Consider the following 12,307-nt stretch of genomic DNA (forward strand, 5'->3'; position numbering starts at 1 on the left):
AAACCATTGGCGAAGGGGTCCGGCGCGGCGCCACCATGGTCCATGACCTGGACCTTGAGCGCCTCCCTCGACGAGTTCCGCGATCAGGCGGGCGCCTTCCTGGCCGCCCACCCGGCCGAGAACACCGTCCTGCTGACCATCGCGCACCGGCTGGCCGAGTCCGGCCTGACGGTGTTCGGCGAGCCGCCGGTCTTCGGCTGGTGGCGGCCCGAGGAGGGCGGCCCGGTCGGGGGCGCCTTCGTCCAGACCTCGCCGTCCGGCCCCCGGCTCTCCCTCATGCGGCCGGCCGTCGCCGCCGAGCTGGCGGTGGAACTCGCCGCTGCCGGAACGGAGTTCACCACGGTGGCCGGGGTCGGCGGAGGTGTCGGACCGGCCCGTGCCTTCGCCGCCGCCTGGACGGCCGCCACCGGCACCGAGCACTCCGTCCGGTTCGGTCAACGGCTCTACCGGCTCGCAGAGTCGGCCGACCCGCCACGCCCGCCCGCGGGCCGCCACCGGCTGGCCGGACCGGCCGACCGCGCGTTGGCGGTCCGCTGGTACGAGGAGTTCCTGGCCGAGGTCGGAGTCGAACTCGCCGACGTGCCGCGCGCGGTGGACCAGCGGATCGCGGACGGTGCGCTGCACCTGTGGGAGGACGGGGGCCGCCCGGTCGCCATGGCCGGCAGCAGTGTGATCCTCGCCGGGATGTCCCGGATCGGCCCGGTCTACACCCCCGCCGAAAGCCGCGGCCGCGGCTACGGCACCGCCGTCACCGCCGCCGCCTCGGCCCGCGTCCGCTCCCTCGGCGCCGCCGAGGTCCTGCTCTACACGGACCTCGCCAACCCGACCAGCAACTCCATCTACCAGCAGATCGGGTTCCGGCCGGTGGAGGACTCGCTGGTCCTGGACTTCCGCCGGGGGTGACCGGCGGCGGCATCCGGAGGAGAGGGCCTACGCGTCCTCGGCCGGGTGCGCGACGGCGGGCTCGGTCCCGAACGGGTCGACGACAACGCGGCACCGGTCGGCCGTCACTCCCAGTCCCACCGGATTCCCAGCAGGCAGGGCCGCAGCGCCGTCGCCACCAGGTGGACGCAGTGGTGCCCGTCGAGGGTGAGTTCCTCGGTCTCGTACGGGGTGCCGCCCGGCGAGTGCAGGGCGAAGCGGTGGCAGCGCACCGGCAGGGCGGCGGGGTGGAAGGTGACCTGGAGGACGTACTGGCCGGCGCCGGCGTTGAAGCCGCGGACGTACTCGCAGCTGGGGTCGGGGGAGGGGGCCTCGTCGAAGCCGTAGCCGAGCAGGTGGGTGTCGCCGGCGCGGAGCCGGCGGTCGAGGAGGAGTTCGGCGGCGAGCAGGTGGTGGGCCTGGTCGCGGCGGATGCGGCCGGGGCGGCAGTTCTCCTCGGTGCGGACGCCGACGCGCGTGATGTCGCTGCCCGGGTCGCCCTGGTAGAGGGCGAGGTAGCGGTCGATGCCGTCGCGGTGGGCGCGCAGGGCGTGCTGGGAGTCGCGGCGGGTGAGCTGGCGGTCGGGGCCGACCCGGATGCGTTCGATGTGGGTGACGGTGTGCAGTCCGGTGTCGCGGGGGCCGGCCAGGGCGGCGAGCAGGTCGTCGACGGCCGTGGCGGGGGAGATGAGGTCGCGGTACGGGCGGACGGGCGGGCCGGCCGGGGCGGGGCCGACAGCGCGGCGGGGGCCGAGCAGCCGGGTGAGGGAGTGCTCGGGCAGGTCGAGGACTTCCTCCAGGGCGGCGACGGCGCGCAGTGACTCGGCGCGTTCGGGGCGGCGGCGGCCCTGCTGCCAGTAACTGAGGCTGGTGAGACCGACGTTGACGCCGCGCAGTGCGAGGTGGCGGCGGACGCGGTGCAGGGCGAGGCCGCGGGCCGAGATCGCGGTGCGCAGGGCGAGGTGGAACGGGCCGGTGCGCAGGGCGGCGGCGAGCTCGGCGGGGTCGCTCTTGTGGATGGCGGCCTCCTGGGGCGGGGCGGGGCGGAGCGGAGCGGGTGTGCGGACCAGGCGGGCGGCGGCGGTGCGGACGGTCCGGCTTTTGACCGTGAATATTCACATCGGCACGCCGGTTTGTCACCGGTCCGAGCCTGCCGCGCGCGGGTTTCCCGGGCGTCGTTCACATCCGCACCGGCCCGTTCACACCGTGATCCAGGGCCGTTGACCCGCCCCTGACGAGGCGCGATGCTCGGGGCCGCGATCCGGACCGCGCCCCCACACAGCACCTCGCTCCATTCGTGCAAGGAGGCATTTCCCCATGCCAGTTCCACGGATACGGCTGCGCCGCGCGGTCTCACTGCTCGCCCTCGGTGTGCTGGGCCCGGCGCTCACCGCCGCGGTGGCCGCGCCCGCGGTCGCCGCCCCGGCGCCGCACCCGGCCCAGGACCGCGCCGCGCACCAGGTCCGCCAGGCGGCCGCGCCCGGCAGCACGGCCGATCTGGCCGGCACGTACAAGAAGCTCAACATCACCATGCAGCAGCAACAGCAGACCAACTGGTGCTGGGCGGCGAGCGGGAACACCATCGCCACCTGGTTCGGCTACAACTACAGCCAGAACGCGTTCTGCAACGCCGCGTTCGGCCGCTCCGCCAACTCCGGCTGCCCCAACAGCCAGGCCACGCTGGGCGATGTGCAGAACGGCCTGAACTGGGTCGGCATCAACCCGGGTTCGTACGTCAGCGGGTACCTGAACTACAGCACCGTGCAGTCCGAGGTGAACGCCGACCGGCCGATCGAGACGCGCATCCAGTGGAGTTCGGGCGGCGGCCACATGCACGTCCTGTACGGCTACGACACCACGAGCAACTGGGTCTACTGGGGCGACCCATGGCCCTCCAACTACCGCTACAACTGGGCGGACTACGGGTACTACGTGAGCAACGGCACGTTCTCCTGGACCCACTCCCTGTACCGGATCGGCGCGTGAGGGCGACCATGACCGAGATCACGAGCCGCCGTCGGTCCGCCGCCGCCACCGCCGCAGCCGCCCTGCTCACCGCCGGCCTCGCGCTGGCGCTCGCCCCGGCCGCGCACGCCGCCGATCCGGAGGCGCCGGCCCCGGTGTCCGCCGCCGAGCTGGCGCAGGCCCGCGACGCGGTGCGGGACCCGGCCGTCCTCGACAAGGTCGGCCACTTCTTCGCCCGCAAGGGCGCCCCGCCGGCCCAGCAGCTGACCATCGGCGCCGCCGAGGAGGCGCGGGCGGCGAGCGCGGCCTCCCCGCGGCTGGCCGGGGACACCGTGCCGGTCTACGTCCTGGACCCCGGCTTCGTGGCCGGCACCCCGGGCGCGCCGGTGGCGAAGGCAGAGTTCACCGCCAGCACGGTGGTCGCGGCGGACGGGCAGAGCGCCTCGGTCTGGACCGTCCGGCAGGGCGGGGCCTGGAAGGTGGTCAACATCGCCTCGGGCGGTGACGAGGGCGACTACGCGGCGAAGGCGGCGAGCGGGGGCGGTGGCACCGCCTTCCGCGAGCCGCAGGTCAACGCCTGGTACGTGCTGCGCGACGGCCGGGTGTTGCCGCTGGACGACGAGGCCCGGCGCTCGGTGGGCGCGGGCGGGGTGACGCTGGCCGCGTACCAGCAGCTGGTGCACCAGCGGTACGGGGACAAGCTGCCCGGCTCGGCGTACGACCGGCAGGGCAAGGGCGGCGGCTACCCGGTGGACACCGCGGAGGGGGCCGGGGCACCGTCCGGGTCGTCGGTGCTGCCGGCCGTGACGGCGGGCGCCGCCCTCGGGGCCACCGCGCTGGTGGGCGCGGGTGCCGTGCTGCGGCGCAGGTCGGGCGCCCGCCGGGGCTGACGGCGGGCGGGGTCCGGCCGGTCGGACCGGGCCCCGCCGCCTTCCCGCCGTGCGGCCGGGGGCGCTCCTCGGCACAGGAGAGCACCCCCGGTACGGCGGAGCACTCCGGCTCACACCCGCTCCGGCTCACAACCCCGGCTCACACCCCGGCGAACCCGCTCTCCAGCAGCGCGAAGGTCCGGTCGATGAGCGCCGCGAGGTCCTCCCGGCCGCCGCCCGCCGCCCAGCGCAGCATGGCCTCGGTGGTGGCGGCGCTGATCGCGGCGGCCGTCACCCGCATCTCGTAGTTGGGCTCCTCGACGCCCGCCCGCCGGGTGAGCACCGTGAGGTAGAGCTCCTCCGGGCTGTGGCGGCCCCGGTGCATCCCGGTGCGCAGCGCGGCGACCTCGGTGACCAGCCGCATCCGGGCGAGCAGTTCCAGGCGCTCGTGCCGGAGCAGTGCCCGGACCAGCCCGGTCATGACCTCCCGGCAGGAGGTGAGGAAGGGCTCGTCGGCGGGGCGGGCCAGCAGGGCGGTGATCAGTGCCGGGTCGTACTCGTCGGAGAGGACCAGGTCGTCCTTGGTGGCGAAGTACCGGAAGAAGGTGGACGGCGAGACCTCGGCGGCGGCGGCGATCTGCTCCACCGTGGTGTTCTCGTAGCCCTGTTCGGCGAACATCCGGTACGCCTCGCGGCGGATGGTCTGGCGGGTCTTCAGCTTCTTGCGCTCGCGCAGCGACAGGGGCGCCTCCAGCATCGCCTGGACCGGGTCGGTCGGGGCGTCCGGCAGGGCCGCGGTCGGCTGCTGGGAGGTCATGGTTCCGATTATCCGTGATCTTCCTCGGCCGCGATCGTGGCCGCGGTCTCAGCCGCGATCCGGTCCGGAGGCGGGGCCGGCGGCGGGGGCGTCCGCGGGCATCCGGGCCGCGACCAGCACCGCCGAGAACACCGCGACCAGCCCGGCCACCAGCAGCACCACCCCCATCCCGTGCACGTACGCGGCGTGCGCGGAGGCGCTGAGCGCCTGCCCGCCCTCCCCGCCCCCGGCCCGGGCGACGGCGTCGGCGGCGACCACGGACTCCCCGGCCCGGTGCGCCGCCTCGGCCGGCAGCCCGCCGGTGTCCAACGCGCCCCGGTAGGACCCGGACAGCAGACTGCCGAAGGCGGCGATCCCGATCGCGCCGCCGACCTGCCGCAGGGTCTGGACCAGTCCCGAGCCGACCCCGGCCCGGGCCGGCGGCAGCGTGACCAAGGCGGAGGACTGGGCGGTGATCAGGGTGAGTCCCATCCCGACGCCGAGCACGGCGAGCCAGACCGCGGCCCGCCCGTAGCCGTCGCCGGTGCCGGTGCGGCTGCCGAACAGCAGCGCGGCGGCGAGCAGGGCCAGGCCGAGGGTGATCACCGTACGGGCGCCGAGCCGGCCGACCAGGCGGTCGGTGGCCTTGGCGGCGACCAGCAGTCCGAGCATGATCGGCATGAGCCGCAGTCCGGTGCCGAGGGCGTCCGCGCCGAGCACGCTCTGGAAGTAGAGCGGCAGGACGAAGAAGGCGCCGAACAGGACGAGCGAGATCAGCGTGGCCGCGACGGAGGACCAGCGGAAGGTGCGGTCGGCGAGCAGGCGGAGGTCGAGCATCGGGTCGCGTTGCCGACGGCTGCGCAGCACCAGCGCGGTGAGGGCGAGCAGCGAGCCGGCCAGGGTGGCGAGCACCAGGGTGTCGACCCAGCCCCGGTCGGCGCCCTCGATGATGCCGTAGGTGAGCCCGGCGAGTCCGACGGCGGCGAGCAGGGTGGCGAGCAGGTCGATCCGGGGCGCGGCCGGGTCGCGGGTCTCCGGCAGCAGCAGGACGCAGGCGGCGATGCCGAGCGCGGTGAGCGGGATGTTGATCGCGAAGACCGAGCCCCACCAGAAGTGCTGGAGCAGGAAGCCGCCGATCAGTGGTCCGAGCGGTGCGCCGAGGGAGACCGCGGCGGCCAGGATCGCGGTGGCCCGGCGCTGTTCGGCGGGCGGGAAGAGGCCGGGGATCACCGCCATCGACATCGGCATCACCAGGGAGGCGGCCAGGCCCATGCCGGCCCGGGCGGCTATCAGGGTGGCGGGGGAGCCGGTGAGCATGCCGATGGCGGAGGCGAGGCCGAACAGGGCGAGTCCGGTGGTGAGCGTGCGGCGGCGGCCGAACCGGTCGCCGAGCAGGCCGGCCGGGAGCATCACGGCGGCGAACACCACGGTGTAGGCGTCGACGATCCACTGCTGCTGCCCGGTGGTGGCCCCGAGCTGGTCGGCGAGCGCGGGCAGGGCGACGTTGAGCACCGTCATGTCGAAGCTGATCACCAGGACGCTCAGGGCGACGGCGACCAGGGCGAGCCACCGGCGCGGGTCGGCGGCGGTGGCGGCCGCGGCGGTGGCCGCGGCAGCGGGAGGGGCGGTGGGCACGGTGTCCTCCGGGTCCGTCGGATCCTGAAAGTGAGAGCGACTGCCAAATGAAAGTAACTCCTGGAAACTTCGGATCGTCAACCCGTGCCCATCGGCCACGCTCCGTGATGTGTCCTCGAAGTGCTGTTTCAGCACAAGGAATTGACGCAACGTTGATCTGGCGTTCGCCGCCTCGGGGCGGTAGTCCATGACTGTCGGTAGATACGATGTGGCAATCGGTCAGTGCTGGCCGACGTGTGCCGAGAGCGGAGAAGGGGTGGGGCGGCAGGAGCCGACCACGAGCCCGGCACCGGGAAAGGGGACCGAAGTGGCCGACGCGGACGACAGGCGGACGAGCGCCCAGGTGTGGGGTTCGGCGGTGGTGGTGGGCTCCGCGCTGGCCGTGGTGGCGGCCTATCTGATCAACGGAGCCCTGCTGGTGCTGGCGGTCGCCGGGATCGAGACCCTGCTGCTCATGGTCTACGTCGCCCGCCGCTGGCGCGCGTTGCACGACGGGACGGCTCCGGTCCGGCACCGCCCGCGCCGCGGCACCCCGGACGCCGCGCACTGCGAGCGCTGCCGCCGGGCCCGCGAGGCGCTGGACGCCCGGCAGGCGCGCGCCCGCTCGGCGGCGGGGGGAGGGCCGGAGTCCCCGGCGCCGACCGGCTCGCGGTGGGGGGCCGGTCGCGCGCCCCGCCGGGAACCGGACGCGGCCCGGGAGCTTCGCCGTGAGCCGGTCGAGCCGTGGCGGGAGCCGTACGGCGAGCCGCACCGCGGGTACGGCGAGCACCACGGCCACGGTGAGCACCACCACGCGCACGAGTCGTTCCAGGACCCGGCCGCGCGGTCCGAGCCGGGCGCCGCCGACCACTCGCCGCACCCGCGCGGCCCGCAGCTCCGGGCCCCGTACGAGCGCCCGTGGACGGCGGAACGGGCGGCCGCCCGGTCCGTGGACCGTTCGACCGCCCGTCGGGGTGGTGCGCCGGGATCAGCCGGTCGTGCTGTACGCCACCAGTGAGACCCCGACGTACTGGACGATGAACGCCCCCAGGGTGAAGGCGTGGAACACCTCGTGGAACCCGAACCAGCGCGGTGAGGGGTTGGGCCGCTTGAGCCCGTACACCACGCCGCCGATGCTGTAGAGCACCCCGCCGACGACCATCAGCACCAGGACGGCGACCCCGCCGGCGTGCAGGAAGTCCGGCAGGTAGAGGACGGCGGCCCAGCCCAGCGCCAGGTACACGGGGGTGTACAGCCAGCGCGGCGCGCCGACCCAGAACACCCGGAACGCGATCCCGGCCAGCGCGCCGCCCCAGACCGCCCAGAGCAGCACCTGCTGGTCGGCGCCCTTGAGCAGCAGCATCGTGAACGGGGTGTAGGTGCCCGCGATGATCAGGAAGATGTTCGCGTGGTCGAGCCGGCGCAGCACGGCGTCCCCGCGCGGGCCCCAGTCGAAGCGGTGGTACACCGCGCTGACCCCGAACAGCAGCCAGGCGCTGACCGAGTAGATCGCGCAGGCGATCCTCGCGGGCCCCGAGTCGGCCAGGCATATCAGCACGATTCCGGCGGCGACCGTGGCGGGGAACATCCCGGCGTGCAGCCAGCCGCGCCACTTCGGCTTGCTCTCCGTGAGCGCGCTCTCCCCGAGCGCAGCAGCAGTCATGGCGGCATGCTACCCGTTACCTACGCCTCCGTAGGTTACTCATGCGTAGGAAGTGGCGATCGTCACTCTTGGACGTTTTGGAGTAATTGGAGTGTGGTGCCGCCCACTCCGACGACGGTGGCGACGGCATGTTACTGGTGAGTAATAATACTTCTCGTAGTAAAAGGTCCGTCAATTTCGCCGCTTTGCCCCGTTCGAGCCTTGAGGCCGGAGCTACGCTGCAAGCACCCTCAGACCCCCGCGACGCCTTCTCCTCGCCGAGATGGCGTGAAACGGAGCGATCGTGTCGTACGAGATCTCTGCTCTCAGCGCATCCGCGCCCACCCACCACAAGCAGCTGCTCGCTTGGGTGAGCGAGATCGCCGAGCTCACCCAGCCGGACCGCATCGAGTGGTGCGACGGTTCCGACGAGGAGTACCAGCGCCTCGCGGACCTGCTGGTGGCTCAGGGCACCTTCAAGAAGCTCGACGAGGAAAAGCGCCCCAACTCCTACTACGCCGCCTCGGACCCCACGGACGTGGCGCGCGTCGAGGACCGGACCTTCATCTGCTCCGAGCAGGAGAAGGACGCCGGACCGACCAACAACTGGAAGGCCCCCGCCGAGATGCGGGCCCTCTTCCAGGGCGAGCAGGGCCTCTTCCGCGGCGCGATGAAGGGCCGCACGATGTACGTCGTGCCCTTCTCGATGGGCCCGGTCGGCTCCCCGCTGGCCGCGTACGGCGTCGAGATCACCGACTCCGCTTACGTCGCCGTCTCCATGCGCGTGATGACCCGGATGGGCCGGGCCGTACTGGACCAGCTCGGCGAGGACGGCGACTTCGTCCGCGCCGTGCACACCGTCGGCGCCCCGCTCGCCGAGGGCCAGGCCGACGTGGCGTGGCCGTGCAACAGCACCAAGTACATCTCGCACTTCCCGGAGACCAAGGAGATCTGGTCCTTCGGCTCGGGCTACGGCGGCAACGCCCTGCTCGGCAAGAAGTGCTACGCGCTGCGCATCGCCTCGACCATGGCCCGTGACGAGGGCTGGCTGGCCGAGCACATGCTCATCCTGAAGCTCACCCCGCCGAACGGCGAGGCCAAGTACGTCGCGGCCGCCTTCCCCTCGGCCTGCGGCAAGACCAACCTGGCCATGCTCCAGCCGACCGTCCCGGGCTGGAAGGTCGAGACCATCGGCGACGACATCGCCTGGATGCGCTTCGGCCAGGACGGCCGCCTCTACGCCATCAACCCCGAGGCCGGCTTCTTCGGCGTCGCCCCGGGCACCGGCGTGGACACCAACGCCAACGCCATCGAGACCCTCTGGGGCAACACGGTCTTCACCAACGTCGCCCTCACCGACGACGGCGACGTGTGGTGGGAGGGCCTCACCGAGGAGCCCCCGGCGCACCTGACCGACTGGCGCGGCAACGACTGGACCCCCGAGTCCGGCACCCCGGCCGCCCACCCGAACGCCCGCTTCGCGGTGCCGGCCGCCCAGTGCCCGACCATCGCCCCCGAGTGGGAGGACCCGGCGGGCGTGCCGATCTCGGCGATCCTGTTCGGCGGCCGCCGCGCCACCGCCGTCCCGCTGGTGACCGAGTCCTTCGACTGGCAGCACGGCGTCTTCCTGGGCGCCAACATCGCCTCCGAGAAGACCGCCGCCGCCGAGGGCACCGTCGGCGAGCTGCGCCGCGACCCGTTCGCGATGCTGCCGTTCTGCGGCTACAACATGGGCGACTACTTCGCCCACTGGCTGAAGGTCGGCGCCCAGGCGGACGCCGCCAAGCTGCCGAAGATCTACTACGTCAACTGGTTCCGCAAGAACGCCGAGGGCAAGTTCGTCTGGCCCGGCTACGGCGAGAACAGCCGCGTGCTCAAGTGGGTCGTCGAGCGCCTGGAGGGCACCGGCGAGGGCGTGGAGACCCCGATCGGCGTGCTGCCGACCGTCGAGGGCTTCGACCTCGGCGGCCTGGAGCTGTCCAAGGAGGACCTCGACCTGCTCTTCACCGTGGACGCCGACATCTGGCGCCAGGAGGCCGCGCTCGTGCCGGCCCACCTGGAGACCTTCGGTGACCACACCCCGAAGGAGCTGTGGGACGAGTACCGGAACCTCGTCGCGCGCCTCGGCTGAGCCTGAGCCTCAGCCGGGACAGAGGCGGGCGCGCGGCACGAACCGCGCGCCCCGCCGAGCGGCAGGACGGCCGGAGTTCCGCCCGGCGATCTTCCCCGACCAAGGAGATCGCCGGAGCCGGGGCTCCGGCCGTAGTGTTTCCCGCGCCGGGCACGCCACGCCGGGTGCGCCACGCCGGGTGCGCTACGCCTGGACGTAACCGCCGAGGAAGTCCCCGATCCTGGTCACCGCGTCGGTGATCTCCTCCGGCCGGGGCAGCGTGACCAGCCGGAAGTGGTCCGGCTCGGGCCAGTTGAAGCCGGTGCCCTGGACCAGCAGGATGCGCTGGGAACGCAGCAGGTCGAGCACCATCCGGGCGTCGTCCTTGATCTTGTGGACCTTGGGGTCCAGCCGGGGGAAGGCGTACAGCGCGCCCTTGGGCTTGACGCAGCTGACCCCCGGGATCGCGTTGAGCAGTTCGTACGCGGCGTCCCGGGAGGCGAGCAGCCGGCCGCCGGGCAGCACCAAGTCCTTGATCGACTGCCGTCCGCCGAGCGCGGCGGCCACCGCGTGCTGGGCGGGCATGTTGGCGCACAGGCGCATCGAGGCGAGCACGTTCAGGCCCTCGACGTAGCTGCGGGCGCGTCGGCGGTCGCCGGAGAGCACCATCCAGCCGGAGCGGAAGCCCGCGACCCGGTACGCCTTGGACAGGCCGTTGAAGGTGACGCAGAAGAGGTCCGGGGCCAGGGTGGCCAGCGGGACGTGCTCGGCGTCGTCGTAGAGGATCTTGTCGTAGATCTCGTCCGCGTAGACCACCAGCTGGTGCCGGCGGGCGATCTCGGCGATGCCCTCCAGCACCTCGCGCGGGTAGACCGCGCCGGTCGGGTTGTTCGGGTTGATCACCACGATGGCCCTGGTCCGGTCGGTGACCTTGGCCTCGATGTCGGCGAGGTCCGGGTACCACTCGGACAGTTCGTCGCAGCGGTAGTGCACGGCGGTGCCGCCGGCCAGCGAGACGGAGGCGGTCCACAGCGGGTAGTCCGGTGCCGGGACGAGCACCTCGTCGCCGTCGTCCAGCAGCGCGGTCATCGCCAGCTGGATCAGTTCGGAGACGCCGTTGCCGAGGAAGACGTCGTCGACGGAGAGGCCGTGCAGCCCGCGCTCCTCGTAGTGCATGACCACCGCGCGGCGGGCGGAGAGCAGGCCCTTGGAGTCGCCGTAGCCGTGGGCGTTGGCGAGGTTGCGCAGGATGTCCTGGAGGATCTCCGGGGGCGCCTCGAATCCGAAGGTGGCCGGGTTGCCCGTGTTGAGCTTGAGGATGCGGTGGCCCTGTTCCTCCAGCCGCATCGCCTCGTCGAGTACCGGGCCGCGGATGTCGTAGCAGACATTGGCGAGCTTGCTGGACTGGATGACCTGCATGTCCGCCTACTTTAGGGGTACGGACGGCCCGTTCGGCGGGTCTGTGGGAGGGCGCTCGCGAGGGCCTGAACGGCCCCCTTGGATCGGCAGGCGGCAGCCCCGGGCGGCCTTGTGAATCGGCGGCCGGATGTCCGGAATGCTCACGTATGCGAGGGGCGCCGCCGCGCCGTCGTGCGGAACGAGACGGACGGCACACCGGGCGGGCGGCCGGCGCGGGAGGATGTGGCCGGTGCGTCGGTCGAGGAGGGGGTGCGCCGGTGGTCCCGGTCGTGGTCGCGGCGGTGCTGGTCGGATTGCTGGCGGCTCCGGTGCTGCGCGGGCGGATCGCCCGGTTCGCGGTGCCGGAGGGCGAGCCCTGGCGCGACGGTTGCCCGGCGTGCGGGCGGGGACTGCGCCTGCTGCCGCCGTCCGGGCGCTGTCCGGGCTGCCGGCGGCGGCTGGGCGCCGGCCCGTGGAGGGTGGAGCCGGTCGCGGTGGCGGTCGCCGTCGCGGTCGCGTACGCGGCAGACCGGCCACCGGCGCCGGCCCTGGCGCTGGGCTGGGCGGCGGCGCTCGGCGTGGTGCTCGGCTTCGTCGACGCGCGGGTGCGCCGGCTGCCGTACCGGCTGACCGTGCCGCTGCTCGGCGGAGTGGCCGCGCTGCTGCCGGCCGCGGCGCTGGCCGAGGGCGACCCGGGCGCCTCGGTGCGCTGTCTGCTCGCCGCGCTCGCGGTCGGAGCGCTGCTCGAACTGGCCGTCTGGCTAGGCGCGTTGGGCCCCGGCGACTCCCCGCTGGGACTCGCCCTGGGCGGGCTGCTCGGCTGGTACGGCTGGTCGGTGGTGCTCGGCGGGCTGTTCGCCGCGATGCTGCTCGCCGGGCTGTGGGCCACCCTGCGGGCCGCCGCCGCGCTGGCCCGCCGCCGGTCGGTGCGCGGACTCGACCTCCCGGCCGGCCCGTTCCTGCTGCTCGGCGCGCTCACCGCGGTCCTGGCG

The 12,307-nt window shown here is 73.4% G+C and carries 11 protein-coding genes; 6 read left to right on the forward strand and 5 right to left on the reverse strand.

Annotated features, from left to right (window positions below; translation table 11 throughout):
- The first annotated feature begins 42 nt into the window (after positions 1–42).
- Positions 43–903, forward strand: coding sequence for a GNAT family N-acetyltransferase (locus ACFRMQ_RS13730; protein WP_380730385.1), 861 nt, complete (start codon positions 43–45; stop codon positions 901–903).
- Between the two features lie 104 nt (positions 904–1,007).
- On the opposite strand, the gene ACFRMQ_RS13735 is transcribed toward ACFRMQ_RS13730, so the two are convergent.
- Positions 1,008–1,940, reverse strand: a complete 933-nt coding sequence (locus ACFRMQ_RS13735) for a hypothetical protein (RefSeq protein WP_380730406.1) — start codon at positions 1,938–1,940, stop codon at positions 1,008–1,010.
- 298 nt (positions 1,941–2,238) lie between these two features.
- On the opposite strand from ACFRMQ_RS13735, the gene ACFRMQ_RS13740 reads away from it, so the two are divergent.
- Positions 2,239–2,907, forward strand: coding sequence for a papain-like cysteine protease family protein (locus ACFRMQ_RS13740; RefSeq protein ID WP_380730387.1), 669 nt, complete (start codon positions 2,239–2,241; stop codon positions 2,905–2,907).
- A gap of 8 nt (positions 2,908–2,915) precedes the next feature.
- The gene (locus ACFRMQ_RS13745) at positions 2,916–3,776 is read left to right on the forward strand and encodes a hypothetical protein (RefSeq protein WP_380730389.1); all 861 of its coding nucleotides are present in this window, start codon (positions 2,916–2,918) and stop codon (positions 3,774–3,776) included.
- A gap of 139 nt (positions 3,777–3,915) precedes the next feature.
- On the opposite strand, the gene ACFRMQ_RS13750 is transcribed toward ACFRMQ_RS13745, so the two are convergent.
- Positions 3,916–4,572, reverse strand: coding sequence for a TetR/AcrR family transcriptional regulator (locus ACFRMQ_RS13750; protein WP_380730392.1), 657 nt, complete (start codon positions 4,570–4,572; stop codon positions 3,916–3,918).
- Between the two features lie 48 nt (positions 4,573–4,620).
- On the reverse strand, positions 4,621–6,186 hold the full coding sequence (locus ACFRMQ_RS13755) for an MFS transporter (RefSeq protein WP_380730394.1): 1,566 nt from the start codon (positions 6,184–6,186) through the stop codon (positions 4,621–4,623).
- Between the two features lie 307 nt (positions 6,187–6,493).
- Between ACFRMQ_RS13755 and ACFRMQ_RS13760 the strand changes: the two genes are divergently transcribed.
- Positions 6,494–7,183, forward strand: coding sequence for a hypothetical protein (locus ACFRMQ_RS13760; protein WP_380730396.1), 690 nt, complete (start codon positions 6,494–6,496; stop codon positions 7,181–7,183).
- Here the strand turns inward: ACFRMQ_RS13760 and ACFRMQ_RS13765 are convergent.
- A complete protein-coding gene (locus ACFRMQ_RS13765) occupies positions 7,154–7,828 on the reverse strand; it encodes a hemolysin III family protein (protein WP_380730398.1) in 675 nt (224 codons plus the stop codon). The two genes, ACFRMQ_RS13760 and ACFRMQ_RS13765, sit on opposite strands and share 30 nt — an antisense overlap.
- Positions 7,829–8,111: 283 nt before the next feature.
- Between ACFRMQ_RS13765 and ACFRMQ_RS13770 the strand changes: the two genes are divergently transcribed.
- Positions 8,112–9,938, forward strand: a complete 1,827-nt coding sequence (locus ACFRMQ_RS13770; protein WP_380730400.1) for a phosphoenolpyruvate carboxykinase (GTP) — start codon at positions 8,112–8,114, stop codon at positions 9,936–9,938.
- 183 nt (positions 9,939–10,121) lie between these two features.
- Here the strand turns inward: ACFRMQ_RS13770 and ACFRMQ_RS13775 are convergent, their stop codons facing one another.
- A complete protein-coding gene (locus ACFRMQ_RS13775; RefSeq protein ID WP_380730402.1) occupies positions 10,122–11,336 on the reverse strand; it encodes a pyridoxal phosphate-dependent aminotransferase in 1,215 nt (404 codons plus the stop codon).
- 257 nt (positions 11,337–11,593) lie between these two features.
- On the opposite strand from ACFRMQ_RS13775, the gene ACFRMQ_RS13780 reads away from it, so the two are divergent.
- Positions 11,594–12,307, forward strand: a 714-nt coding sequence (locus ACFRMQ_RS13780) for a prepilin peptidase (RefSeq protein WP_380730404.1), incomplete at its 3' end; no start/stop codon positions are given.

It is taken from the genome of Kitasatospora sp. NPDC056783, assembly GCF_042789895.1.
GTDB lineage: Bacteria > Actinomycetota > Actinomycetes > Streptomycetales > Streptomycetaceae > Kitasatospora.

What these genes read in the sequence shown, in the direction of transcription:
- ACFRMQ_RS13730 (WP_380730385.1), top strand. Translation starts at nt 43, where the DNA reads ATGACCTGGACCTTGAGCGCCTCCCTCGACGAGTTCCGCGATCAGGCG.
- ACFRMQ_RS13740 (WP_380730387.1), top strand. Translation starts at nt 2,239, where the DNA reads ATGCCAGTTCCACGGATACGGCTGCGCCGCGCGGTCTCACTGCTCGCC.
- ACFRMQ_RS13745 (WP_380730389.1), top strand. Translation starts at nt 2,916, where the DNA reads ATGACCGAGATCACGAGCCGCCGTCGGTCCGCCGCCGCCACCGCCGCA.
- ACFRMQ_RS13750 (WP_380730392.1), bottom strand. Translation starts at nt 4,572, where the DNA reads ATGACCTCCCAGCAGCCGACCGCGGCCCTGCCGGACGCCCCGACCGAC.
- ACFRMQ_RS13765 (WP_380730398.1), bottom strand. Translation starts at nt 7,828, where the DNA reads ATGACTGCTGCTGCGCTCGGGGAGAGCGCGCTCACGGAGAGCAAGCCG.
- ACFRMQ_RS13775 (WP_380730402.1), bottom strand. Translation starts at nt 11,336, where the DNA reads ATGCAGGTCATCCAGTCCAGCAAGCTCGCCAATGTCTGCTACGACATC.